Here is a 25,346-nt window from a genome sequence, read left to right on the forward strand (position 1 = left end):
ATTCTCGTTCCGGTGAACTCTTGCCGAACCTCCACAACATCCCCTTGTTCTGGCCCTACCCCGGATGTCAGCTGGCCCTACACTGCGGCAACCTGAGCCGCTTTGATACAACCAGGAGGATGTGACTATGTGTGACGCAGCAGGAACGGCAAAGGGAACCCAGAGGATCCTGAACAATCGCGTGCGGGTGACCGAATGGTCTTTTGACAAGCGCGGTGACAATACCGGCTGGCATCAGCATGAGTATGACTACGTGGTGGTGCCGCTCTTTACCGGGGTGCTTGAGATCGACAATGGGGATGGCAGTCGCAGCCTAGCTGAAATGCAGGAAGGGGTTCCCTATTTTCGCAAGGCTGGCGTTCGCCATGACGTGATCAACGGCAACGACTTTCCCTGCAGCTTTGTTGAAACCGAATTGCTGGAACCTGCGCCGCCCACATGAGGGAGAGCGCTCCGTCTGCCCCCCAAACGCAGCAGTGTGCAGGGATCACGCCAGATCGGCAGAGGGCAGCAGGCGAAAGAATGCCCCCCCGGACCAAAGACCAAACCAATCTTCATGATGACAGCCCAGCTCGACCAGCCGGTAAAAGCTCTTACGATCGATCCGCGCCTCCAGCCCGCTGCGTATCATGACATAGGGGGCGGGTTCGGCTTCTGGGCTAGGTTGCTCGACCCTGAGAGGATGCTCGGCATCCGCTGTCACCTCATCGCCTAACTGGGTGGTAAAGCGCAGCACCTGCTGTTCCCCCTGCCCCGAGGCTTCAACATCCACCGCAATAAAGGGCGCATCCTCCACCCTGATCCCGACCTTTTCCACCGGAGTCACCAGAAAGAACTTCTCCCCCTCGCGCTTGAGAATCGAAGCAAAAAGACGGACCAGTTCCACCCTGCGGATCTCCCCGCCTTCATGAAACCAACGCCCATCGCTGGCAATGCGGATGTCGAGATCGCCACAAAACGGCGGGTTCCACAGGTGAACGGGCGGCAATCCGCCACCGGGTTTCGCAGAGCCACCCTCCTGCCCCGCTGCATTCCCTGCCGCTTTCAGTGAGGCGGCCAGCCCATCTACCGATGGCGTCACGTTTTTTTGTCCACTCATAGCTTTTGCCATTTCCCGCAAGCACGATAGAGTAAGACCATATATCCGCCCCGAAAGGAATGTCATGTCCGAACCCGTCAATGACGCTGCCGCCAACGGCACAGAGCTGCTGGCTGAGATCGAAGCATTGGAGCAGAAACTGCAACTGGCGCGTGCGTCGATCACCCGTCGGTTCATCGGGCAGGAGCGTGTGGTGGATCTCACCCTGGCGACGCTCCTTTGTGGCGGGCACGGGCTCTTGGTTGGCCTGCCCGGCCTCGGCAAGACCCGCCTGGTTGAGACCCTGTCGACCGTGATGGGGCTGGCTGGCAACCGGGTGCAGTTCACCCCGGATCTGATGCCCGCCGATATCCTCGGCTCCGAGGTGCTGGACACCGGCGAGGACGGGCGCCGTTCCTTCCGCTTCCTGCCGGGGCCGGTGTTCTGCCAACTGCTGATGGCGGATGAGATCAACCGCGCCAGCCCGCGCACCCAATCGGCCCTATTGCAGGCCATGCAGGAACGGCAGGTGACCGTGGCCGGGCAAGACCGCCCGCTGGGACAGCCCTTTCACGTTTTGGCGACCCAGAACCCCATTGAGCAGGAAGGCACCTATCCGCTGCCCGAAGCACAGCTGGACCGCTTCCTGTTTCAGATCGATGTGCCCTATCCCGACCGCGAGACCGAAAGGGACATCCTCCTGACCACTACCGGCACAGAAGACGCCCATGCCGAGCAGGTCTTTACTGCGGCGGAACTGACGGCAGCGCAGACCTTGCTGCGGCGCATGCCCGTGGGCGAAAGCGTGGTGGAGATGATCCTCGACCTGGTCCGCTCCTTCCGCCCCGATGAACCCGGTGTATCCGAGCGCGTGGCGCAAACCGTTGCCTGGGGACCCGGTCCGCGCGCGGCTCAGTCACTGATGCTGGCCGTTCGCGCCCGCGCACTGCTACAAAGCCGCCTGTCCCCCAGCACAGATGACGTGCTGGATATGGCCCTGCCCGTGCTCAGCCACCGGATGCAGCTCAGCTTTGCCGCTCGGGCGCGCGGGGACAATCTCGCCGATCTCATTCAAAGCACTGCACGGGAATTGAAATCCGGCGGACTTGCCGCATGATCAACTCCCCCTCCTCCACAGCATCCCAACTGCGCCAGCAGTCCGAGGTGGAGGCCGGGGCTCTACCGCCCCTTTTGGTGCAGGCACAGCAATTGGCGGCCTCGGTGCAGATTGGAGAGCACGGGCGCAGGCGTGCCGGACTGGGGGACGATTTCTGGCAATACCGCCCCATGCAGCAGGGCGACAGCCGCCGCATGATCGATTATCGCCGCTCTGCCCGCGGCGATCAGCAATTTGTCCGCGAGCGTGAGTTACAGATTGCCCAATCGGTCCATCTCTGGGTCGATCAGGGGGCCTCGATGCGCTTTGCCTCAAGCGACCAACTGCCCCAGAAAATTCAGCGTGCCAGGCTGTTGGGTTTATCCCTATCCATCCTGATGCTGCGCGCAGGTGAACGCGTGGGCCTGACCGGCGGCACGCTCCCACCGCGCCCCGGCAATCTACAGATCCTGCATCTTGCCGAAGCGCTGAGCCAAGATCAGGCGGCGGACTACGCCCCGCCCGAAGATCGCGCCATGTCACCCCACGCCAAGGCTGTTTTCATATCCGATTTCCTGGGCCCATCCGAACCGGTTGAACAGGCCCTGTCCAAGGCGGCGCAGCGCGGCGTTCACGGGGTCCTGTTTCAGGTCTTGGACCCCAGCGAAGAGCTCTTTCCCTTTGCCGGACGGACCCGGTTTGAAAGCGTCTCCAAAGCGCTGGTGCACGAAACGCTCAAAGCTTCGGATCTGCGCGAGCGCTATCTGCAGAAACTCGCGGAGCGGCGCGAAACCCTGCAAAAGCTTTGCCGTGCTTCGGGCTGGGTGATGGGGCAACATCGCAGTGATCAAAGCCCGCTTTCGGCTCTAATGTGGCTTTTTCAAGCGATGTCTGGACATAGCACATGACCTTGATTGCAGGCATAGGTTTTACGGCTCCCTGGCTTTTGCTGGCGCTTCTGACACTGCCAATTATCTGGCTGCTGCTCCGGGCCATCCCGCCTGCGCCGCGGCGTCAGATCTTCCCGGCGATCACGCTGCTCCTGGGACTCAAGGACGAAGACAGCCAATCTGACCGCACCCCATGGTGGCTGCTTTTGCTGCGGCTTGCGGCGGTTGCGGCGGCCATTATTGGCCTAGCGGGTCCGATCCTGAATCCCGATCGCGAAGAGGCGGGCTCTGGCCCTCTGCTTTTCGTGTTGGATGCTTCCTGGGCGGGTGCGGCGGAGTGGGAAAAAACCCGCGAACAGATCGCCGCCCGTCTGGATCAGGCGGGTCGCGCTGAACGGCCGGTTGCCCTGCTGCGCCTGACAGAGCCACGCGCCCTGACCTTCCAGGCGGCCTCCAACTGGCAGCAACGGCTACCCGGCACTCTGCCCCAGCCCTGGCAGCCCGGGCCGGATCAGATCACCCAGAGCCTAGAGCGGCTTGCCGAGATGGAGGGCGCCTTTGACACGCTCTGGTTTGGCGATGGGCTTGCCTATGATGGCCAAAAAGAACTGGCTGAAGCCCTTGCCGCTAGGGGAGAGGTCACCGTGATCCAGAGCGGGTTGCCTGTCTATGGGCTCAGACCTGTTGAGCTGGCCGAAGGCGCCCTGCAGCTTACCCTGTTGCGCAGCCGTGCAACGGCAGAGGAAACGCAACTGATCCAGGTGCGCGGCAGTGATCCCAATGGGCAAGACACCGTGCTTGCCTCTTTGCAGGCCAGTTTTGCAACGGGTGAGACCCAAACACAGAGCCGCTTCACGCTGCCCGCCGAACTCACCGCGCGCATCACCAGGTTTGAGCTGCCACGGCAGGCCTCTGCCGGGGCCGTAGCCCTTAGCGATGATAGCCTGCGGCGCCGCGAAGTCGCACTGGTCGGTGCCGGATCAGAGGATGAGGGCCTGGCGCTGCTCTCGCAGCTGCATTATCTGCGGCAGGCACTTGCCCCATCGGCGGATCTCCTGGAGGGGCGTCTCAGTGACTTGCTGCCTGCAAACCCCGATGTCGTAGTCCTGGCTGATATCGCCCGCCTGGCCCCGGATCAGGAAGAGGATCTGGCCAATTGGGTAGAAGCGGGCGGGCTCTTGCTGCGTTTTGCCGGTCCTCGACTGGCCGCGAGTGATACGGCGCGCAGTCAGGAGGAGCGCCTGATGCCGGTTCGCCTGCGGATCGGCGGGCGCAGCATTGGCGGCGCGCTCAGCTGGGGGGAACCCAAGACCCTGGCTCCTTTTCCAGAGAACTCACCCTTTCAGGGCCTGACCATCCCGCAGGAGGTCTCTGTCACCTCACAGGTGGTGGCGCAACCCGATCCCAGCCTGGCCAGCCGGGTGATCGCCGCACTTGAAGATGGCACCCCGCTGGTGACCCGCAAAGAGTTGGGAGCCGGTCAGGTCGTGCTGTTCCATGTGACAGCAAACGCGGAATGGAGCAGCCTGCCCCTCTCTGGTCTTTTTGTACAAATGCTTGAACGGCTTTCCGTCTCTTCTGCCACATCCCAACCGGACGCAGAGAGTCTGGAAGGAACGACATGGCAGGCCAGCACGGTTCTGGACGGGTTTGGGCGCCTCCGGAGTGCCGAGACCCTGCCCGGTGTTGCCGGACCCGATTTGGTCGCCAATGCGACAGGACCACAGTTGCCGCCAGGGCTCTATCAGAGTGCGGGACGCAGTCTGGCGCGAAATGTCCTGCGCCCAGAGGATGAGCTGCACCCGGCCCAATGGGGATCCGGCCTGCGCCTCACAGGGTATGAGGTGCAACCAGAGCAACCCCTTGGCGGTGTCTTGCTAGCTCTTGCTCTGGTGCTACTGAGCCTTGACGTGCTTGCTACGCTCCTCTTGTCGGGACAATTGCGTCAGCGCAGCAGTCTGGCGGCCCTAGCGCTTTTGGTCCTGCCGCTTGCGGCCATGACCCTCGCCGCACATCCGGCAAAGGCGCAAAGCCAGCTGCCAATAGAAGGCGCAGGAGATGCCGCAATCGAAGATCATATCGGACGCGCGGCTGAGCTGACCCTGGCACATGTGATCACCGGCGACAGTCAACTGGACCGTGTTGCTTTGGCTGGGCTTCAAGGCCTCTCGGACACTCTGTTTTTCCGCACCTCGGTTGAGCCTGCAAACCCCGTTTCCGTCGATCTGGAACGGGATGAACTGGCCTTCTATCCGCTGCTATACTGGCCGATCTCCACCACACAAGCGCTGCCCTCTTCCGAGGCCTATAAGAAGCTGAACGCCTATCTGCACTCTGGAGGCATGATCCTCTTTGATACGCGGGATGCGGATCTTGCGGCCCGTGGCGGCACCAGCCAGGCTGCACGCAAGCTTCAGCAACTGGCGTTGCCGCTGGATATTCCTCCGTTAGAGCCGCTGCCCTCGGACCATGTTCTGACCCGCACCTTTTATCTGCTAAAGGATTTTCCGGGGCGCCACCCCCGTGGTGCACTCTGGGTTGAAGCTGCCCCGGCGGATGCTGAGCAGGCAGAGGGGATCCCTTTTCGTGATCTCAATGATGGGGTGACGCCGGTGGTGATTGGCGGCAATGACTGGGCTGCGGCCTGGGCTGTGGACCGCAACGGGCGCCCCCTGCTACCGGTTGGGCGCGGTTATTCTGGTGAGCGACAGCGCGAACTGGCCTTCCGCTTTGGCGTCAATCTGGTCATGCATGTTCTGACCGGCAACTACAAATCCGATCAGGTCCATGTCCCTGCCCTGCTCGAACGGCTGGGCCAATGAGGATTGAGAGCACGCAATGACCGGAACCATCCTCTTTGACCCTTTGCTCCCCTGGCCTGTGATCTGGGCCCTGGCTGCACTGACACTGACCGCAACCGGATTAGCCCTGTGGCGTGGTCTGCCCGGATGGGGATTGCGCCTGCTTGCAGGTGTCAGCCTGCTCTTTGCTCTGATGGGACCTTTATCGCAGGAAGAAGAGCGTGAACCCCTGAAAGATATTGTGCTGGTGGTAGAGGATCTAACCGCCAGCCAGAGCCTGACAGCCCGCCCCGCGCAGTTGGAAGAGGCCCGCCAATCTCTGGCAGCAGCCCTGGAAGACCGGCCAAATACCGAAACTCGCTGGATCACACTGCAGGATGGAACCGGTGATAGTGGCACCGAGTTGATGCGCGCCTTCTCTGATGCACTGGCGGATGAGCCCCAGGGCCGGGTCGCGGGGCTGATTGCACTGTCGGACGGGCAGGTCCATGACACGGAGCATGAGTTGACCCTGCCCGCACCGCTGCATCTCTTGATGACAGGCAGGACAGAGGACTGGGACAGACGCCTGATCGTCCGCAATGCCCCCAGCTTTGCCATTATCGGTGAACCAGTTACCTTGACCCTGCGGGTGGAGGATCAGGGCGCGGCACCGGTTGGAAATGGTGTTGCCGATCTGCTAATCTCGGTCGATGGTGCAGAGCCGCAACGCTATAGCCTGCCTATTGGTGTCGATTTCGACCTGCCGCTCACCCTCAGCCATGGGGGGCGCAATGTCATTCGGTTTTCGACCCCTGAAAGTGAAGGCGAGCTGACCAATCGCAACAATGCGGCGCTGGTGCAGATCAATGGCGTGCGTGACCGGCTGCGGGTGCTTTTGGTCTCTGGCAAGCCACATCCTGGCGGGCGCACCTGGCGCAACCTGCTGAAATCCGACAGTTCCGTGGATCTGGTGCATTTCACGATCCTGCGGCCTCCGGAAAAGCAGGATGGGGTACCGGTAGATGAGCTTTCCCTCATCGCTTTCCCCACGCGAGAGCTGTTTCTGGAAAAGATCGATGACTTTGATCTGATCATCTTTGACCGCTACCAGAGGCGCGGCATTCTGCCTGCGATCTACCTCGACAATGTTGCGAATTACGTTGATCAGGGCGGCGCCGTGCTGGTGGCTGCTGGACCGGATTTTGCCAGTGCCGACAGTATCTATCGCTCTCCTCTGGCTCGGGTTTTGCCCGCAATGCCCACAGCGCGGGTTCTGGAACAACCCTATCGTCCAGAGGTGACCGATCTGGGCGACCGACATCCTGTTACCCTGGGGCTGAAAGGGGCGACTGAGCCCGGAGAACCTGCCTGGGGCAGCTGGCTGCGCCAGATCGAACTCGCCGCCCCGGAGGGGCACGTCCTGATGACTGGCCTGGCCAATCGGCCCTTGCTGGTTCTGGATCGTGTTGCGCAGGGGCGTGTTGCGCTCCTGGCCTCTGATCATGCCTGGCTCTGGAGCCGTGGCTATCAGGGTGGCGGCCCGCAGCTTGAACTACTGCGGCGGCTGGCACATTGGATGATGAAAGAGCCGGAGCTGGAAGAAGATATGCTCTGGGCCGAGGTTGCTGGCCAGGAGATGCGGATCCTGCGCCGCCGCCTCACCGGGACGGCTGGGGAAATCACGATCACCGCGCCTGACGGCAGCGAGCGGTCCCTGCCAATGGAAGAGATTGAGCCCGGCCTTTGGGAAGCCATCCATATTGGCGGGGAGCCCGGCCTGTACAGGCTGCAGGAAGGGGAAAGCGAAGCGGTGGTGGGGCTGGGACCCGCCGCACCGCGCGAGTTCCAGGAAACCATTGCCAGCGCCGCCCCGATGCAGCCGATCGTCGATCAGATGCGTGGTGGGGTCAAACGTCTTGAGGAAGGCATGCCCCGTCTGCGGGATGTGAAACCCGGGCGCCCTGCCAGCGGGCGCGACTGGATTGGCCTGACCCCGCGTGGCGCCTATGAGACGCTCTCGGTCTCGCAAAGCCCCTTGCTGCCGGCCTGGCTTGGGCTGCTGATCTTTGCCGGCTTCATCCTGGCGGGTTGGTTGCGTGAGGGCCGCCGTTAAAAAGTGGTTTCAAATCGCGGTTCAGTCGCAGGGTTTCGGCGCAGGGTGAGTGGCAAAGGAATGAACGCATCAATCGATCCGCACATTCACCCGGCTGCTCTGCCCCTTGGCATCGACCACAACCAGACCCGAAAACCCCGGTCCGGGACTGGGCACCTCGAACTCCCGCTGATGCTCACCACGCGTTAGCAGATGGCCGTCGACCATCAGCGCGAAAGGCGCGATGCCGCCACGCAGCTTGACCAAAAGCGCCTCTCCACGCAGATCCAGACGTGCCCCATCTGGCGGAAAGACCAGCTGTGGCGCCTCTGGGTCTTGCGCAAATACCGCATTGCGCGGGCGGAAACGGCGCAGCGGCAGGGGCAGTTCGGCCGCACCCAGGATCAGGGTCTCTGGTGGGGGCGGAGCAAAGGGCGTGAAATCCGGCTTCAAGCGGCCAAAGGCTTCAAACAGCACCGGAGCCGCCAATTCACCGCCAAAGGCGCCCGGTACCGGCGTGCCATCCGCGCGCCCCATCCAGATCCCGATCACATGACGCCCATCCCAGCCAATGGCCCAGGCATCGCGATGACCGTAGGAGGTCCCTGTTTTATAGGCCAGCACCCCGGCTCTGGCTCCCGGCGGTGGCGCCAGCCCGCGCAACACATCGCTCAGATGCCAGGCTGCTGCCGGAGAGATCACCCGGGCTGTCTCAGCTTCTGCGCTGTTTAGCAGATTGCGCAGTTCTTTGCCCTGCCCGCCTGCGGCCAGAACTGCATAGAGCTGGACAAGATCCGTGAGAGAGGTGCCCACACCGCCGAGGCTGACCGCCAATCCCGGCTTACCCGCCGGAAGCCGGGGCTGCGCCCCACTCTGCCGCAGGGCCGCCATCAACCTGGCTGGGCCCAGTTCGCGGGTGAGTTTGACAACGGGGATATTCAGCGACAGTTGCAGGGCCTGCCTCACCCTGAGATCGCCGCGAAACACACCGTCAAAATTCTGCGGTGCGTAGCCTTCGTAATCAACCGGGGCATCGCGGATCAGGCTTTCCGGATGTACCAGCCCCTGATCAAAGGCAAGCCCATAGACCAGAGGTTTCAAGGTTGAGCCGGGAGAGCGCAGGGCGCGGGTCATATCCACATAGCCCTGTCGGCCAGCGGCCTGATAGGCAGGGGAGCCAACCGAAGCAACCACCCGACCGGTCTGATGATCCACCGCCAGCAAAGCAGCTGAAATCCTCGGACCCGCCTGGCGGGCTGCCTCTGCCAGCAGAGTCTCCATCTGCGCCTGGACCTCCCGATCCAGCGTTGTAACCAGCCGCAACTGGCCTGGGTTCTGCTGGCGCAGATGATCAGAAAGATGGGGCGCCAGGCGCGGGAAGCCCTGCATCGTTCTGGGCAAAACCTGCCCCTGCGCCAAATCGACCTCAGCCTGTGTCAGAAGACCCGCCGCGTGAAGGCGCGTCAATACACGCGCACGTCCCAGCCGCGCGGAAGCGGCCTGCCGGTCGGGGCGGCGTGCCTCTGGCGCTTGCGGCAAGGCAATCAACAAGGCAGCTTCCGAAGGGGAGAGGCGCTGTGGCTCCTTGCCAAACCAAGCATAACTCGCGGCCCGCAGCCCTTCGACATTGCCGCCATAGGGCGCATGCAGCAGGTAGAGACGCAGAAGTTCCGCCTTACCAAATTGCCGCTCCAACGCCAGGGCCAGCCGTATCTGGCGCAGTTTTCCCGCCCAGCGCCCGGTGCTGCCATTCTCCAACAGACGGGCCAGCTGCATGGTCAGGGTCGAGCCGCCAGAGACCACCTCCCCATGCCAGAGCATCTGCCCCCCGGCCCTCAGAAGGGCCAGGAGGTCGACACCTGCATGGTGATGAAAGCGCTTATCCTCATAGGCGACCAACCGGGTGAGAAAGACAGGATCCACCTGCTCCAGCGCCAGATCCATTCGCCAGATCCCATCCTCAACCGGGTAAGCCCGCAAGAGCTTTCCCCCCTGGTTCTGCACCTCTACCGAAACGGCCGCGAGGGTCGGTGGCAGCTTTGTTGTCGTGATCCAGTGATCAAAGCTGCGCCATCCCCCCCAAAGGAGCAGGACCAAACCCAGAAGCGCAACAAGACCTGCCGCCCCGCGCCAGGGTCTATGTGCAGCGCGCTGTGTCACCGGACCCTGATCCGCCCTGCATCCGTATGGGCACGATAGGAAGGACGGTACATATCTTCGACAAGGGCCGCCGGATGATGAAAATCACCCGGCGAAACAGCCCGGGCAATATAGGCCAGCGTGATCACCCCGCGCCCACGCGCGTCAACCGCGGCCAAAAAGCGATCGCTGCGGAATTCTGCATGTTCCGCCTCCGAGAGGGAGAGCCAGTCCAGCGCCCTAAGGTCTCCTGACCGCAGAAGGTTCGGGTTGTCGATCTCTACACCTGCGGGCAGCGGATCATTGATCATCAACCGCGCACCTACGTTTTCATGGGGCTGCACCCGGATCACAGTGACAAAGCGGTCCCCGGCGGCAAAGCTCTGCTGCTCCAGCAATTCGCCCTCCAGACTGTAGTGGTGCCGCTCGATGGTATAGCCGTAGCCGCTCGCGGTGGGCGGGATCTCTGGCACACCAAGGGTTGTCAGCGTCACCTCGGTCGCAGCACCGCTGGCACTGGAGAGCAGCGGCTCCTCGGCAGTGCGACCTGCATCAAGACGCAGGAAGGGCCCCTCGGTCGGGCGCCCATTGATCAAAAGACCAGAGTCTTCGGGGTTCTTGATCAGCGCATGGGCGGCCATCAGGGTCCAGCTTGCCTCTTGAGTGGAGCTGTTGCGGCTGTTCTGTCCCAGCAGATCCGCCAGTGCGTCACGATCAATGGCATCAGAACTGGCCTCTACCACCAGGGCAAGAACCCCGGCGGCGTCCCGACGGTTGGTACCGTAGTCAGCACGCCAAACCGGGCCTTCTGCCCGTGCTCCGCGCAGCATTTCACCCGCGCGCGCAAACAGGCGATCCGCCCGGCGCTGATCCCCATAAGAGGCCAGGGCCGCCCCCAGCTGGGCCGCCGCAAGTGGAGAGCCCAGATCCTTGGCCTTAACATCTGCGTAGTAGCGCAGATCCGACATGGATGCGGCGCCTTCACGGGCCAGAACCAGCAGGGCATAGGCCAGATCCTCACCGCCCGCATCAAAATCGGGTGCATAGTTGATCCGGTTGCGTAGATTATCCATGGCACGGGTAAAGGCCTGATCCGGCACCTCATAGCCCTGACGACGCGCGCGCGACAGGAAATCGGAGGCATAGGCATCCAGCCAGAAATCACCGCTTTCGGCGCGCCAAAGACCAAAGGCCCCATTGCTGGCCTGACGCGTCAGAATCTTGCGGATCGCCGCATCCACACGGTCGCGTACCCTTGGCTGTGCCCCCATACCAATGGATTTGGCTACTGAGGAGAGATAGAGCAACGGCAGGGCCTTAGAGGTGACCTGCTCGGTGCAGCCATAGGGGTATTGGTCCAGACTCGCGAGCAAGCCCGGCACATCAAAACGTGCCAAAGGCCCGGCAGAGACAACCGCCTGGGCGCTACCTAGGCGCATACCAGCGAAAATATCATCGGTAAGGTGCAGATTGCTGCCCGCCGCCAGATGCAACCTGCGTGTTGCCGCAATCACCGGATCATTGGCCCGCACAGGCAGCCGGAAGTTCTGGCTGAGCGGCGTCCCATCACTTGTGATCAGCGTCAGTTTGACCTCTGGATTGCCCAGGCCCGTGGCCTCAACCGGCAGCTCCAGCACCGCTTTGCCCTGTTCGGCCAGGGTGACACTCTTTGGCAGCTTGCCAAGGTTCAGACCGGTTCCAAGGCTCTCGGCTTCCAGCTTCACCTCACCGGCAGGGCCATCCGCATGGATCAGTTCCAGACGGATACGGCTTTGATCCCCAGGGGCCAGGAAGCGTGGCAGGGCGGCACTCAGCACCACGGGGTCGCGTACCAGCATATCAGCCTCTGCCTGTCCTACGGCGCGATCCGACCAGGCCATGGCCATGATACGCACCGTTCCATTAAAGGCCGGCAGCTCAATCGGGAGGGTCACCATCCCGTTGTCATCCACTCGCAATGCACCAGAGAACAGCGCCACCAGATCCTGCGTTGGCGGCGGTGATTGCATCTGAAGACCACGGTCTGCATCCCCACCGGATCGGATCTGCCCCAAGGCCCCATTTCCAGGATCAATCAATCGGCCATAGATATCGCGCAGCTCCATGCCCAGACGGTGCTGGCCATGGTAGTAGCCCTGCGGATCCGGCGTCTTGAAACCAGTGAGGTTCAGGATACCCAGATCCACGGCAGCAATGGTCAACCAGACCTCGTCCCCAGGAGTTGCACCAGCAACAGAAATCCGCGCCTCGGCTGTGCCGCGTGGGCGCGCAACCTCGGGCACCTCGACCGCCAGCTCCAGCGCTTGTCCTGGCTGGGTCACTGAGGCATGGGCCAAACCCAGGGCGCGTGCGGGGCTCCGCGCGGCCTTGTCCTGCAAGGGCTGCAACAGGGATACAGTCACATAGGCCCCTGCCCCCCAATCCTGCGTCACTGCCAGGGGGATCACATTCTCCCCGGCTGCAACTTCGACTGTCTGACGGCTGATCACCCGGTTCGACAGAACCGAGATCAGCGCAGTACCTGCGGTCTGTGGCACAAGGCGCAGGCGGGCGGTATCGCCGGGGGTATAGCTTTCTTGATCCAGCGACATCTCCAGTCGGTCCGGCGTGGCTGAGCCATCGGGCGGCGCATACCACCCCGCATCAAACCGGATCGCAGCCTGCAGATGCGCACCATCCAGCCGCTCAACCACCAGCTCATACTCCCCCCAATCCACCTGCTGCTCCAGTGCGAGTGGTTGCTCACCCAGCATCATCTCTCCGCTGGCGATCCTCTTGCGGCGGGTGCTGCGTTCCCAGTTCCAATTGCCGTAGAGCTGATACCACTGATAGCGGGTCTCAAGCCGGTTGAGGGTCCATTTCACCTGCATAGGCATGGACGTCAGGTCCGAAGACAACGCCAGTAGCTCAAAGCCTGCCTGACTGCCTTCGGCTACGGTCTCCTCAAACAGGGGTTTGATGCCGATCACCGGCCCCGAGGGGGCAACAGGAAGATCCAGGCGGCGTTCCACCGGGCGCCCGGACCCATCCGTCAATCGTGTGGTCAGCTCTGCTGTGAGTGGCAGCCCTTGGGCTTCGGTGCCAGGAAATTCAACCGTGACACGGGCGTGTCCCGCTGCATCAGTTTCTTCACCACCAAAATAGCTGCTTTCGGGGCGCAACGGCGTATCATAACGTCCGAAACGGAAGCCCGGAAAGCCTGCCAGCTGGCGGCTGGGGCGCAGACGCAGATCCCCGTCGATCTTCAGGCCTGCCCCCGGTGCGCCAAAGAGATAGCGGGCGGAAATATCCAATTGTGCCCAGTCACCTGACTGCAAAGACTGCGCATTGGCCAGGGTTTGTTCAAAGTCGATCCGCTCGGGCATGAAATCTTCGACCAGAATCTGACGGCTGGCCAGAGCAGGCGCCTTGAGGTCGCTCTTGATCTCTAACCGCCAGGTTCCACGCGGGGCAGAGCCCCCAACCGGCAGGGCAAAGACATGGCCGCCCATCTGCCCCCCCTCGGAAAAATGGCGGCTGTATTCGACCCCATCAGGGCGAGTCAGGATTGCCGTCAGCGGCAGGCCTTGAATGGCCAGCGCCCGGCTGTCGCGGGTCAAAGCAGTGACATGAATGGTTTCACCAGCCCGGTAGGCCCCGCGATCCGTGGCAAGGAAGACATCAATTGGGCCGGGTGCTGGTCGCCCTTCGACACCCCGGTCCGACAAATCAAAGGCCGCGTCTTTCAGGGAGAGAAAGGCAAAATCCTCTGCCTCCGTACCCGCAGCGGCACGGGCCAGCACCAAGGCAGGGGCTGCGGCCCCCTGTCCACGGGTCAGGCCAGGTGCAAACCGGGCATAGCCGCTGGCATCGGTCTGCGCCGTAGCCAGAACCCCATTGGCATTGGAGATCAGGGTAACCTCGACCTCAGCGCGCGCCTTTGCATCCTGCAGACCCTGTACCTGCACATGCAGCCCATCGCTGCCAGACATGGTGCTGAGGCCCAGATCACTGAGAACAAACCACTGGGTGGCGCCCGGCGACTCATAGGGATCTGCCCCGGCAATACTGGCAGAGAGAGCATAGATGCCGACGGGTTGATCCCGCAGCACCTCATTCAGAGGCAAGCGCGTGGTCACATCGCGGTTCAACTCCGTTGAAAGCGTGGCGCTGCCCGACCAGATATCTTCAGCAATAGCATTGGCGAAATGCTCTTCCTGCCATTGCGACAGAGGCCGCGCAAAGTAGTCTTCCTGAATGCTGCGCAACAGGTTGCGATCACTCATCCGGCGCAGGCGCAGTTCCACCTCGGCCAGATTCACCGTTTCGATCGGCAGGGCCGCATCCGCGCCCCGCGCCAGCACATAACCACGCCCCGGAAAGCGAACTGCGGGGCTGCGATCCCCTACATAGTGGCTCAGCTCGACATCCTTGATCAGGGCATCACCATTGCCAGCAGGCAACCCCCGGCGCAGCGTGAATGTGTAGCGTTTGCCATGCTCAATGCCGTCCAGGCAGAGGTTCTTTCCCTCGGCGCTGACCGCAATTCCTTGTGCAGCCCCTTTGACAAAATCATCATAGCTGACCCCACTGCGGGCGAGATCCTCAGAAAACTCCACGCAGATCCGGGGATTGGCGCTGTCGCTTTCAACCTTGCTCTCAGCGACGCGGAAGCCATACTTTCCAATCGCCTCGGACAGCATGCGGGTGGTGTCACGCCGTGGGGCACGTTGCTCTGCCAGTCGCAGCAGGGGCAACATGTCCCGGCCTCGGCCCAGCGCCTCCAGCGCCAGAGCGGCTGGTATCAGCCCATTGGCTTCGGCGGCCGCCGTCTCTGCCCGCAGATAGGCATTCAACCCCGCCAAAAAGGCGCGTTCTCGCAGGGCACGCCGCCCGGTTTGCAGCTTGTCTTTGGACAGGCGCAAAAGAACCGAAGAATATTCTGCCCAAAGCCCGGATTCGTCACTTTGCGCCACCGCTTGGCCATACCAGCCCAGCGCCCCGGCCAGATCCCCTTGCCGCGCCAAGAGCTGTGCCGCCTGCAGCATATCTTCGATGCTGCCACTGCCAGCCGGAAAGCGAAGCGCAATGCGCTCTGCCTGTTCCAGAGCTTTGCCGAAATCTGCCGCACTCAGATTCGCCAAGAGCGCAGCGCGCCCTGCCGCCTGCTCCTGAGCCGCCAAAGGAATCTCATGCTTGATTGCAGAGACCGCCCCCTGAAAGGCAGAGGGGGTTTGCATAGTGCTTTTGGGGAAGCAGGCATTTGAACGCCGGTTGTAAGAAAACCCCGCACAGGTTTCCTGCGCCATGCAAGCCTGCCGACAAGAGGTGAGATCCGTGTCAAACAATGCTTGCAGATCTGACCCATAGTAGTCGGTGTTTTCAAATGTTTGAAACCGCACTTCGGGAAGAACCTGATCGGCGAGGCTCTCCCTTGACGCGAACATCGATGCGAGTGCCACAAACAAGGCTGTAAAAATCGGCAAACGGAAAACACAAAAAACTGGCATACTACCCTCCCAAATCCTCCTCAGGCTGACATGAGCTTAACGCCATAGCAAGGTCTTCACCCGTAAGACTGAGGCTGTCGCAGTAGAATTCAGTAACAGGTTCCAGCTCCAATTTGGGGATGGTTTCTTATTTCGGTGGAGCAGGCAGGGAATGAACCTTGCAGATAAACTAGCAGAGGAGCGCCGCGCCCGTTTGGCGGCGGAACGTTTGCTTGAGCTCAAGCAAGCGGAACTGACCGCTGCCAACCGAAAGCTGGGACGCCATGCTCTGGCGCTGACCAAACAAATAGGCGTCACCCAAGCGGAAGTGGCCACTGTTCGCGATGAGAACGCCAAGGTTAAATCCGACCTTACCCAAGCCAATGAAAAAATCGAAAAGGCTGAGCGCCGCCTTTGGCATTCCATTCAGGCCTTTCAGGATGGCTTTGCTTTCTTTGATGCCGATAGCAAGCTGATTGGCGCAAATACGGCCTACCTCAATATTTTTGACGGTCTGGAGGAGGTCACACCCGGCATTTCCTATGTTCGTATTCTGCAGATTTTGACGGATGAAGGCTTGGTCAACACCGGGGAGATTAGCCCGGACAGCTGGCGTAAGATGATGACGGACCGCTGGATGTCCCTCGCACCAGAACCCATCGTGGTGCAGATGTGGGATGATCGCTATCTCCGGCTCATCGACCAAAAGGGACATGGCGGTGACATGGTCAGCCTCGCGCTCGATATCACCTCAACCGTCCACTACGAAGAAGAGCTGAGGAGTGCCCGTGAGCGCGCGGAAGCTGCGAACCGCGCCAAGTCCGCCTTCCTGGCCAATATGTCCCATGAGATTCGCACACCGATGAATGGTGTTGTCGGCATGGCAGAATTGCTGAGCGACACCTCTCTCTCGGAGGAGCAGAAACTCTACGCCAATACGATCAAGAACTCGGGTGAGGCACTGCTCGTCATCATCAATGACGTGCTCGATTATTCCAAGATCGAAGCCGACAAGATGGTTCTGCACGAAGAACCCTTTGATCTTGAGCGGGCGATTCATGAAATCGTCATGCTGCTGCAGCCAACCGCGCGGGATAAGGGCCTCACCATGCTGGTGGATTACGATCTCTTCCTGCCCACCCGATTTGTCGGGGATCGCGGAAGAATCCGTCAGGTCATGACCAACCTTGCGGGCAATGCGGTGAAATTCACCAACGAAGGGCATGTTACCCTGCGCGTGACCGGTATTTCCAACCCGGATGAGGGGACCTGCTCTGTCCACTGCCTGATTGAAGACACCGGTATCGGTATCCCCGCCGACAAGGTCGATCACGTCTTTGGAGAGTTCAACCAGGTCGAAGATGAGCGCAACCGAAAGTTCGAAGGGACGGGTCTGGGGCTTGCGATCTCCAAGAAACTGATTGAATTGATGGATGGTGAGATCTGGGTGGAAAGCGATGAGGGTGAAGGCTCCTGCTTTGGTTTCCGCATCCCATTGCCTGTGGCAGAGGGTCCCTTTGCGCCAAGCCCAGAATTACCAAAGAGCCTGCAACAGGTTCTGCTTATCGATAACTCCACCTTGAACTGCGAGATTTTGCAGCGCCAATTGATGTTGCACGGAATCGAAGCCTCAACCGCTGACACCTATCAGGATGCGCTGGCCAAGATGAATCCCGGGGTCGATCTGGTTATCTGCGACCATGGATTGCCCGGCGGCGGTCTGCAGATGGCGCGGGAGCTGCGCAAGAACCGTTGGGATAGCGTGCCAATCATCATGCTCTGCTCCAGCATGCACGAAGTTCCAGAGGAAGACGTCAAAGCGCTCAACCTGGTTCTGTTGCAAAAACCCACCCCGCGCGATGAGCTTTTGGCCGCATTGTCCTCAATTGGTCAGACGATGGCTCCGGCCGCCACGCCAGAGCCAGAGGCCCCCCCCTCTCTGGAAGAAGCCTATGCGCGCGACAATGCCACGCCTACCCCCGGTGCAGCGCAGCCAGCTGACGCAGGCGTGTCTCCCCAAGCGGAGGCACCCGCCCCGGCGCCCGTTGAGCCCGCGCTTCGTCAGATGCGGGTGCTTGCGGCAGAGGACAACAAGACCAACCAGTTGGTCTTCCGCAAAATGGTCAAGAGCTACAACATAGATCTTTGCTTTGCAAACAATGGGTTAGAAGCACTAAATCTCTATGAGAGTTTTAAGCCTGATCTGATTTTCATGGATATCTCCATGCCAGAGATGGATGGCAAAGAGGCCACCCAGGAGATCCGCAAGATTGAAGCGGAGACCGGGAAACATGTGCCCATTGTGGCACTCACCGCCCATGCGATGAGCGGCGATTCCGAAGGCATTCTGGCGGCTGGTTTGGATCATTATCTCACCAAGCCCCTGCGAAAGGGGCTGATTGGTGAGAAGATTGAAGGCTATCAACCGGAGAATGTTCAGCCGGTTCAGATCTCCCCAGCTGCCTAATAGCCAAACGCCAAGAGACTTGTTCACTCTCTTTAAGCTCAGCGCGTTCAGCCCCGCAGAAATGCGGGCTTGCCAGGCTCCGACAGATCCTCGCGGTAGACATAGCCGCCGCTTTCAAAGTCCTTCAGGGCCTCTTCCTGATCCAGGCGATGCTGGATCACAAAGCGTGCCATAGCACCACGGGCACGTTTGGCATAAAAGCTGACGACCTTGGGCGTGCCATTCTTGTTTTCCAGAAACAGCGGCGTCACCACCTTTGGCTTCAGGGTCTTCAGGTTCACCGCGCCAAAGTACTCCTGGCTGGCACAGTTGACCAGGATCTCTGCCCCGACCGACTCTGCCTGGGTATTCAGGGCTTCTGAGATGCGGCTTCCCCAATATTCATAAAGGTTCTTGCCGCGCGGGTTTTTCAGCCGTGATCCCATTTCCAGCCGGTAGGGTTGCAGGGCATCGAGCGGTCGCAGCAATCCGTAAAGACCCGAGAGAATCCGAAAGTGATCCTGTGCCCAGGCCATTTCCTCTGCCTCCAACGAGGCTGCCTCTAGCCCCTGATAGGTATCCCCGGCAAAGGCCAATGCGGCTGGACGCAGGGCTTCTGCTTGTGGGTCATCAGCAAAATCCTGGAACCGCTGATGGTTCAGTTTGGCCAGATCTTCGCTGATATGCATCAGCTTCATCAGGTCTGCGACACTCAGCTCCCGCGCCACTGCGGCCAGTTTGACAGCCTCATCCTGAAAGGCGGGGAAGGTCATGTCCTGATCCCGCTCCGCCCAGTCCAGCTTCTTGGCCGGAGAAACAACTACCAGCATATCCTGCCCCCTTTGGTTCTAGAGGATGTGTTATCCTGCGCCGCGCAAGACGTCCAGAAAAGCCGCCGCGAAACGTTCGGCGCGGCGCTCCCCTAGCAACATTGTGATGCCGCGCTCATCCTCAGCGCGCATCTGTGCGAGTTTGGCCAGCATGGTGGCGGGGCAGCTGAGCGGCTTTAGGGTACCGCATTCTCCCCGCGTCAACTTCGCCTGGACCTCCAACAACGCGTCATAGGTGGAGCCGGCCCCCTTGGAGGCCAGCCTGCGCCGGGCCGGGTGCAACTGCTCAGTTGCTCCGGTGATCACGCTCAGAAACTCATTGCCGTAGCGTTCCAGCTTTTTGGCACCGATGCCACTGATCCGCGCCATTTGGTCCAGCGATTCGGGCCGTGTCTCTGCCATTTCAATCAGGGTCTTATCGGTAAAGACCACATAAGCGGGCACTTTCTGCGCCTCTGCCAGAGCCCGGCGTTTGGCCTTTAATGCAGACAAAAGCGGCGCATCTTCTTCTGAAACCAAGGCCTTGACCACCGGGCGGCGGTCCGCTGACTTGATGGTATCCTTACGCAGAGAGATCCGCGCCTCGCCTTTCAGGATCGGCAATGCGCCTTCAGTCATGCGCAGGGCGCCATGGCGTTCCGGGTCCGGGCGCACCAGGTCATGGCCCATCATCTGCCGAAACACCGCCTGCCATTGCCGCTTGCCATATTCCTTGCCGCAGCCAAAGACAGAGAGGTCATCATGACCCTTTTCACGCACCCTATCGGTCTCATTGCCGTATAGAATATCGATCAGATGTCCTGATCCGTAGGTTTCATTGGTGCGCAAAATGGCCGAGAGCGCCTTCCTCACTGCCGTGGTGCCGTCAAAGACCTCAACCGGGCTGTCGCAGAGGTCGCAATTGCCGCAGGGCTCCGGGTCTTCCTCAAAATAGCGCAACAGGCTCTGACGGCGGCAGGTGAGCGCTTCGGCCAGCCCCAGCAAGGAATTCAACCGCGCATGATCCGCCGCGCGCCGTTCTGGCGGAGCCAGGCCCTCGTCGATCTGATTGCGACGCAGGCGGATGTCTTCCGGACCATAGAGAGTCAGGGTCTCTGCAGGTGCCCCATCACGCCCTGCGCGGCCAATTTCCTGGTAATAGGCTTCGATACTCTTGGGCAGATCCGCATGAGCTACCCAGCGGATATCGGGCTTGTCGATGCCCATGCCAAAGGCCACTGTGGCCACCACGATCAGCCCATCCTCACGGGCAAAGCGGGTCTCAACCTCGCGGCGGTCTTCTGCTTCCATGCCGCCATGGTAGTGACAGGCAGCATGACCTGCATCCCGCAGGGCGCGCGCCAGATCCTCGGTCTTGGCGCGGGTGCCGCAATAGGTGATCCCCGATTGCCCCTTGCGAGCGGCGGCGAACTCCAGGATCTGGCGGCGCGGCCCATCCTTGGCGGCAAAAGCAAGGTGGATATTGGGCCGATCAAATCCACGTAGAAAGCTCCGGGGGGCCTGCCCGTCAAAGAGCTTGCGGGTGATCTCTTCGCGGGTTTCAGAGTCTGCGGTGGCGGTAAAGGCCGCCAGCGGCACATCCAGCGCCTGGCGCAGCTCCCCAATGCGCAGATAGTCCGGGCGGAAATCATGGCCCCATTGGCTGACGCAATGAGCCTCATCCACCGCGATCAGGCTGACATTGATCCGTTGCAGCATATTGAGCGTTGCGCCAGAGGCCAGCCGTTCTGGCGCCATATACAAAAGCTTCAGCTCACCCGCCTCGATCGCTTGCCAGACGGCCTCTGTCTCTTCTTCAGTATTGCCAGAGGTGAGCGCCCCGGCACTGACCCCTACCGCCTGCAGGGCGCGCACCTGATCGCGCATCAGCGCAATCAAAGGCGAAATCACAACCGTGATGCCATGACGCAAGAGAGCCGGTAGCTGATAGCACAGGGACTTCCCGCCCCCCGTCGGCATGATCGCCAGTACGTTTTCGCCCTGCGTCACCGCTGCGACGATTTCCTGCTGACCCGGTCGAAAAGCATCAAAGCCAAAGATCTCACGCAGCTGATGCGGGGGAGCACTGTGCTCCGCTTCGGCAGGCGCGGCTGACATTGTTGGGGCCTCTTGGGGTTTGTTCGGGGATTTCTGCTGCTCTGAATTGCCGCCACAATCCCACAGGTCGAATCGGGCGGCAAGGCCCAGACATGCAAAAGCCCGGTGAAACCACCGGGCCTGCCATCACAATTGAGATGTTGTGGATCAGTAGAACATTGGAATGTTGTTCTGGATAATGATCCGCAGAGCATAGACTGCGATCAGGGCCGCCAGCGGGGTCAGATCGATGCCACCCAGATTGGGCAGGATCCGGCGCAGCGGACCATAGAGAGGTTCAAGGATACGCTGCAGCATATACCAGATCTGCCCCACCAGCTGCTGGTGCAGATTCAGGACCTGGAAGTTGATCAGCCAGCTCATGATCACATGAGCGATGATAAAGAACCAGACGATGTCCAGGATCAGAAGCAGGATTTGGAGCAGCGAAAGCATCGGTTACCTCATTGGAATTTCGATCCTACAGGTAAGCAGGCCTGCGCCAATGTGCAAGGCTTCCCCGAGGTTGCGGTTGACCATTGGTAAATAGGTGGCAAGAGGGGCACAACGCCGAAGGAGTACCCCCAAAATGTTCCCGATTGTCCGCCTGCTGAAGGATCTTTGGCGCGCCAGCCGCATGCCCGCCATCGACCTCACCGAGACCCATGTTTCGCATCATATCTGCTGGCCCTGGGATCTCGACATCTGGCTGGAATTGAACAATGGTCGCGCCATGACGCTCTATGATCTGGGGCGCACCATGTTGGCGCAGCGGGTGGGGTTGATCGGAGCTCTGCGGCAGAACCGCTGGGGCATGACAGCTGCAGGGACCACTGTGCGTTTCCGCCAGCGCATCCGCGGATTTGAGCGCTTTGAAATGCGCAGCCGCGCCGTCGCCTGGGATGATAAATTCATCTATCTGGAGCAATCCATGTGGAAGAAGGACGGCACCTGCGCCAGTCATGTGATGCTGCGCACGGCGCTGACCGATGCCAATGGTATTGTGGCGCCGGAGCGTGTGCTGGAAGCGATGGATCTGGCAGGCAAGAACACCCCTGAAATGCCGGATTGGATCGATGCCTGGCGCGCCGCCGATGCGCAACGCCCCTGGCCCCCGATGCAGGATGGGCTTGCCTAAAGCTCCCGCCCCCTGTCTTATCACCGCAACAAAATGACGCGGGGACAGGATGAGCGAAATTTCAATGCGCAAGCGCATATGGGGCTGGTGGTTCTTTGACTGGGCCAGCCAGCCCTATCACACCCTACTGGTGACCTTTGTCTTTGGCCCCTTCTTTGCTGCCGTCGCGGCGAATTTCTTCATGGCGGAGGGGCTGGAATCTGAAGCCGCAAAGGCACAGGCACAGACCATGTGGTCGATCGGCATGACTGTTACCGGGCTGATGATCGGTTTTGGGGCGCCTTTCATTGGCGCGCTGGCGGATATCTCCGGACGCAAGCGGCCCTGGCTCATTGCCTTTTCGCTCATGTATTTTCTCGGCGCCTGGGGGATTTGGTACTCCGATCCGGCAGGAGGCAACCTTTGGTGGATGCTGGTCACCTTTGGCTTTGGCTTTATCGGCGCGGAATTTGCCCTGATCTTTGCCAATTCGCAATTGCCCAACTTGGGCGACAAAGACGATGTTGGCGCCATCTCCGGTTCCGGCTTTGCATTTGGCTATTTAGGTGGCGTGATTTCGCTGTTCATCATGCTTTTGCTTTTTGTGGAACAGGGCACTGGTAAAACACTGATCGGGTTGGATCCGGTTTTAGGGTTGGATGCCGAAACCCGCGAAGGCACCCGCGCAGTTGGGCCCTTCACGGCGCTCTGGTTTATGGTCTTCATGGTGCCCTATTTCCTCTGGGTGAAGGACGATGCCCATACTGGCAAGCGCGGCACGCTGAGCCAGGCAGTGGGGCTGGTTGTCTCTTCAGTCAAGGCTTTGGGAAACCGCGCAAGCCTGGCGAGCTATCTTGGCTCCTCAATGCTCTACCGTGATGCGCTCAATGGGCTTTATAGCTTTGGTGGTGTCTATGCCGCGCTGGTCTTGGGCTGGGAGATCACCCTCATCGGCATCTTTGGGGTTATATCGGCCATTGCCGCTGCAGGTTTCAGCTGGGTCGGCGGGATAGCAGACAAGCGCTTTGGCCCCAAGCCGGTCATCATAGTCTCGATTCTGTTTTTGACACTGGTTTGCGTGACCGTGGTCAACATGTCGCGCGAATCGCTTTTTGGGGTCTCTTTGGCAGAAGGATCCAAGCTGCCGGATGCGATCTTCTTTGGCTGCGGTATGCTGATCGGCGGTTTCGGCGGAATTTTGCAAGCCGCCAGCCGCAGCCTGATGGTGCGCCATACCGATCCTGCCAAGGCCACCGAGAGCTTTGGCCTTTATGGTCTCTCGGGGCGTGCCACCGCATTTCTGGCACCCGCACTGATTGGGGTTGCCACAACCCTGACTGGTAGCGCACGATTGGGTATCACCCCCGTGATCCTGCTCTTCTTGCTAGGGCTGATCATGCTCTATTGGGTCAAGGCAGAAGGAGATCAGCAGTGAAACGCCTCTTTGCGACGTTTGTTTTATGTATGGGCCTGGTAACAAGTGCAGACGCCGCAACCCCCGCCAAAGAGCTCTTTGGCGCCAAGCCCACGGGGTCCCAGCAAAAACCGGCCCCCTTTGGCTCCTATGCCAAGGGCTGCGTTGCAGGGGCCGTACAATTGCCGGAAACGGGCCCAACCTGGCAGGCGATGCGCCTTAGCCGCAATCGCAACTGGGGCCATCCCGAAACCATTCGTTTCATAGAAAAACTCAGCGCGTTTGCGGCTAAGCAGCCGGGCTGGAACGGGCTTTATATTGGCGATATCAGCCAGCCGCGTGGTGGGCCGATGCTCTCAGGGCATCGCAGTCATCAGGTGGGCCTGGATATCGATATCTGGATGCGACCCGGCGACAACTTGTCTCTCAGCCGCTCACAGCGCGAGAAGATCTCCTCTATCTCCATGCGCCGATCCAAAGGGGCCTATGTCAACAGCGATTGGACTCGCGCCCATCACGAGATCCTGAAGGCGGCAGCCCGGGACAAGAGGGTGGCGCGGATCTTTGTCTTTCCCGGCGCCAAGGTGCAGATGTGCAATGATGCAAAAGGGGATCGACGTTGGCTGCGCAAGATCCGCCCCTGGTGGGGGCATCATTACCACTTTCATGTGCGTCTGGCTTGCCCTAAAGGTGCACGAGGTTGCACCGATCAGAACCCGCCCCCGCGCGGAGATGGCTGCGCTGATGCCCAGAAATGGGTGAATGATATTTTGAACCCTCCGCCGCCAAAGCCTGCGGATCCCAATGCGCCAAAGCCAAAGCCCCGGCGTGAGTACACTCTCTCGGATCTTCCCAAACAATGCGCCGCCGTTCTGCAGTCAAACTAGCCACGCTCCTTGCTCTTGCCTGTTCTGTCGGTTTGGCCGCTTTTGCGGCCAATCGCCCATTGTCGCACCAGGGTTTGTCGCAACGGGGTGGAGCCCGTCTAACCAGCGTGTTTCATTGGCAGGGGCACCAGTGGTGGTTTGGTGGCTTTTCCGGCATCGAACTTTCCCGTGATGGCAGTGCGATGATTGCGATCAGTGATCGCGCCACTTTGGTACAGGCCAGTTTGCAACGTCGAAATGGTGAGATCTCTGAGGTCGAAATCACCGCGGAACAAAGGCTGCATTCCTCCCGTGGGCGGATTCTCGAAAAGACAATTGCCGATAGCGAGGGTCTCGCAATTGCAGCAGATGGCTCTCTCTATGTATCCTTTGAAGGCGTTTCCCGCATCGCGCGACATCGGTTAGAGCAGGACGAGACCCGGGTGCTTCCACGCGCAAAACCGTTCCGTCATTTGCCTATCAATAAGGCGCTGGAAGCCCTGGCCATTGACGACCATGGACGGCTCTACACTTTGCCGGAACGGGCCTTTACACCCGATGGTCAGATCCCCGTTTGGCGCTGGAACGGCCGCACCTGGCAACAACCCTTTACCCTGCCCAAACGGGGTCGCTTCCTACCGGTTGGGGCTGATTTTGGGCCGGATGGAAAGTTCTATCTTCTGGAGCGCAGCTTCTCTTTCTTTGGCTTTCGCAGCAGATTGCGGCGCTGGACCCTTTCGGCTGAAGGGGTCAAGAATGAACAGATTCTTTTGGAAACCAGGCGCGGCACTCATGACAACCTCGAAGGGGTGTCCATCTGGCGTTCGGCTCGGGGGCAACTGATGGCAACGATGATCTCAGATGACAATTTCCTGTCTCTTCAAAGAACCGAATTGGTGGAATACGCACTGCCAAACTAAGGGCCAATTCGCAGCTAATTGCTACATTCCGAACTGGAACCAGGGTTTTCTGCCCGAAGCAGTTAGAGATCCCCCTGCCTTCAATCCCCTAGCCAAACCCTCCCGCCCCTGAGGATTGCATCAAAGATACC

16 protein-coding genes are annotated in these 25,346 nt (G+C 60.4%); 10 read left to right on the forward strand and 6 right to left on the reverse strand.

Going from position 1 to position 25,346, the window contains the following annotated elements:
• The first annotated feature begins 127 nt into the window (after nt 1-127).
• Nucleotides 128-442: a cupin domain-containing protein gene (locus RSK20926_RS07335; RefSeq protein ID WP_008205474.1), complete on the forward strand. Its 315-nt coding sequence runs from the start codon at nt 128-130 to the stop codon at nt 440-442.
• Nucleotides 443-487: 45 nt separating this feature from the next.
• Here RSK20926_RS07335 and RSK20926_RS07340 read toward each other — a convergent pair whose 3' ends face one another.
• On the reverse strand, nt 488-1,099 hold the full coding sequence (locus RSK20926_RS07340; protein ID WP_037254137.1) for a DUF1285 domain-containing protein: 612 nt from the start codon (nt 1,097-1,099) through the stop codon (nt 488-490).
• Nucleotides 1,100-1,163: 64 nt separating this feature from the next.
• Between RSK20926_RS07340 and RSK20926_RS07345 the strand changes: the two genes are divergently transcribed.
• Genes RSK20926_RS07345 through RSK20926_RS07360 form a run of 4 tightly spaced genes read left to right on the forward strand, consistent with a single transcriptional unit; the run spans nt 1,164 to nt 7,960 of the window.
• Nucleotides 1,164-2,195: an AAA family ATPase gene (locus RSK20926_RS07345; protein WP_008205478.1), complete on the forward strand. Its 1,032-nt coding sequence runs from the start codon at nt 1,164-1,166 to the stop codon at nt 2,193-2,195.
• Entirely contained in the window at nt 2,192-3,082 is an 891-nt protein-coding gene (locus RSK20926_RS07350) for a DUF58 domain-containing protein (RefSeq protein WP_008205479.1), read from the forward strand. Before RSK20926_RS07345 ends, RSK20926_RS07350 begins: the two co-directional genes overlap by 4 nt.
• Nucleotides 3,079-5,886 carry a DUF4159 domain-containing protein gene (locus tag RSK20926_RS07355; RefSeq protein ID WP_008205481.1) on the forward strand — a complete coding sequence of 936 codons (2,808 nt, stop codon included), beginning with the start codon at nt 3,079-3,081 and terminating at the stop codon, nt 5,884-5,886. The genes RSK20926_RS07350 and RSK20926_RS07355 overlap by 4 nt, the downstream gene beginning before the upstream one ends.
• A 16-nt stretch (nt 5,887-5,902) precedes the next feature.
• Entirely contained in the window at nt 5,903-7,960 is a 2,058-nt protein-coding gene (locus tag RSK20926_RS07360) for a membrane protein (protein WP_008205483.1), read from the forward strand.
• 69 nt (nt 7,961-8,029) lie between these two features.
• On the opposite strand, the gene pbpC is transcribed toward RSK20926_RS07360, so the two are convergent.
• Together pbpC and RSK20926_RS07370 are read right to left on the reverse strand one after the other, a co-directional pair.
• Nucleotides 8,030-10,099: a penicillin-binding protein 1C gene (gene pbpC, locus RSK20926_RS07365; protein ID WP_008205485.1), complete on the reverse strand. Its 2,070-nt coding sequence runs from the start codon at nt 10,097-10,099 to the stop codon at nt 8,030-8,032.
• Complete coding sequence (locus tag RSK20926_RS07370) at nt 10,096-15,567, reverse strand: alpha-2-macroglobulin family protein (protein WP_008205487.1); 5,472 nt, start codon at nt 15,565-15,567, stop codon at nt 10,096-10,098. The genes pbpC and RSK20926_RS07370 overlap by 4 nt, the downstream gene beginning before the upstream one ends.
• A 151-nt stretch (nt 15,568-15,718) precedes the next feature.
• Here RSK20926_RS07370 and RSK20926_RS07375 point away from each other — a divergent pair, with 151 nt between their 5' ends.
• On the forward strand, nt 15,719-18,013 hold the full coding sequence (locus RSK20926_RS07375; RefSeq protein WP_008205488.1) for a response regulator: 2,295 nt from the start codon (nt 15,719-15,721) through the stop codon (nt 18,011-18,013).
• Nucleotides 18,014-18,060: 47 nt separating this feature from the next.
• Here RSK20926_RS07375 and yaaA read toward each other — a convergent pair whose 3' ends face one another.
• The 3 genes from yaaA to RSK20926_RS07390 form a co-directional block, all read right to left on the reverse strand.
• Complete coding sequence (gene yaaA, locus RSK20926_RS07380) at nt 18,061-18,822, reverse strand: peroxide stress protein YaaA (RefSeq protein WP_008205489.1); 762 nt, start codon at nt 18,820-18,822, stop codon at nt 18,061-18,063.
• A 30-nt stretch (nt 18,823-18,852) separates the two neighbouring features.
• Nucleotides 18,853-20,919: a DNA helicase RecQ gene (recQ, locus tag RSK20926_RS07385; protein WP_008205490.1), complete on the reverse strand. Its 2,067-nt coding sequence runs from the start codon at nt 20,917-20,919 to the stop codon at nt 18,853-18,855.
• A 147-nt stretch (nt 20,920-21,066) separates the two neighbouring features.
• Nucleotides 21,067-21,354, reverse strand: coding sequence for a YggT family protein (locus RSK20926_RS07390; RefSeq protein WP_008205492.1), 288 nt, complete (start codon nt 21,352-21,354; stop codon nt 21,067-21,069).
• A gap of 133 nt (nt 21,355-21,487) precedes the next feature.
• Between RSK20926_RS07390 and RSK20926_RS07395 the strand changes: the two genes are divergently transcribed.
• Genes RSK20926_RS07395 through RSK20926_RS07410 form a run of 4 tightly spaced genes read left to right on the forward strand, consistent with a single transcriptional unit; the run spans nt 21,488 to nt 25,215 of the window.
• A complete protein-coding gene (locus tag RSK20926_RS07395) occupies nt 21,488-22,036 on the forward strand; it encodes an acyl-CoA thioesterase (protein ID WP_008205495.1) in 549 nt (182 codons plus the stop codon).
• Nucleotides 22,037-22,085: 49 nt separating this feature from the next.
• On the forward strand, nt 22,086-23,450 hold the full coding sequence (locus tag RSK20926_RS07400) for an MFS transporter (protein ID WP_008205498.1): 1,365 nt from the start codon (nt 22,086-22,088) through the stop codon (nt 23,448-23,450).
• Nucleotides 23,451-23,479: 29 nt separating this feature from the next.
• On the forward strand, nt 23,480-24,316 hold the full coding sequence (mepA, locus tag RSK20926_RS07405; RefSeq protein WP_008205499.1) for a penicillin-insensitive murein endopeptidase: 837 nt from the start codon (nt 23,480-23,482) through the stop codon (nt 24,314-24,316).
• Nucleotides 24,289-25,215: an esterase-like activity of phytase family protein gene (locus RSK20926_RS07410; RefSeq protein ID WP_008205500.1), complete on the forward strand. Its 927-nt coding sequence runs from the start codon at nt 24,289-24,291 to the stop codon at nt 25,213-25,215. The genes mepA and RSK20926_RS07410 overlap by 28 nt, the downstream gene beginning before the upstream one ends.
• Nucleotides 25,216-25,346 lie beyond the last annotated feature (131 nt).

It is taken from the genome of Roseobacter sp. SK209-2-6 (assembly GCF_000169455.1).
Taxonomy (GTDB): Bacteria; Pseudomonadota; Alphaproteobacteria; order Rhodobacterales; family Rhodobacteraceae; genus Pseudophaeobacter.

Excerpts from the sequence above, each read along its gene's own strand:
- RSK20926_RS07375 (WP_008205488.1), top strand. The coding sequence starts at position 15,719 with ATGAACCTTGCAGATAAACTAGCAGAGGAGCGCCGCGCCCGTTTGGCG.
- RSK20926_RS07335 (WP_008205474.1), top strand. The coding sequence starts at position 128 with ATGTGTGACGCAGCAGGAACGGCAAAGGGAACCCAGAGGATCCTGAAC.
- RSK20926_RS07340 (WP_037254137.1), bottom strand. The coding sequence starts at position 1,099 with ATGAGTGGACAAAAAAACGTGACGCCATCGGTAGATGGGCTGGCCGCC.
- mepA (WP_008205499.1), top strand. The coding sequence starts at position 23,480 with ATGGGCCTGGTAACAAGTGCAGACGCCGCAACCCCCGCCAAAGAGCTC.
- RSK20926_RS07395 (WP_008205495.1), top strand. The coding sequence starts at position 21,488 with ATGTTCCCGATTGTCCGCCTGCTGAAGGATCTTTGGCGCGCCAGCCGC.
- RSK20926_RS07370 (WP_008205487.1), bottom strand. The coding sequence starts at position 15,567 with ATGCCAGTTTTTTGTGTTTTCCGTTTGCCGATTTTTACAGCCTTGTTT.
- RSK20926_RS07350 (WP_008205479.1), top strand. The coding sequence starts at position 2,192 with ATGATCAACTCCCCCTCCTCCACAGCATCCCAACTGCGCCAGCAGTCC.
- RSK20926_RS07345 (WP_008205478.1), top strand. The coding sequence starts at position 1,164 with ATGTCCGAACCCGTCAATGACGCTGCCGCCAACGGCACAGAGCTGCTG.
- RSK20926_RS07400 (WP_008205498.1), top strand. The coding sequence starts at position 22,086 with ATGAGCGAAATTTCAATGCGCAAGCGCATATGGGGCTGGTGGTTCTTT.
- RSK20926_RS07410 (WP_008205500.1), top strand. The coding sequence starts at position 24,289 with ATGCGCCGCCGTTCTGCAGTCAAACTAGCCACGCTCCTTGCTCTTGCC.
- RSK20926_RS07360 (WP_008205483.1), top strand. The coding sequence starts at position 5,903 with ATGACCGGAACCATCCTCTTTGACCCTTTGCTCCCCTGGCCTGTGATC.
- RSK20926_RS07355 (WP_008205481.1), top strand. The coding sequence starts at position 3,079 with ATGACCTTGATTGCAGGCATAGGTTTTACGGCTCCCTGGCTTTTGCTG.
- RSK20926_RS07390 (WP_008205492.1), bottom strand. The coding sequence starts at position 21,354 with ATGCTTTCGCTGCTCCAAATCCTGCTTCTGATCCTGGACATCGTCTGG.
- recQ (WP_008205490.1), bottom strand. The coding sequence starts at position 20,919 with ATGTCAGCCGCGCCTGCCGAAGCGGAGCACAGTGCTCCCCCGCATCAG.
- yaaA (WP_008205489.1), bottom strand. The coding sequence starts at position 18,822 with ATGCTGGTAGTTGTTTCTCCGGCCAAGAAGCTGGACTGGGCGGAGCGG.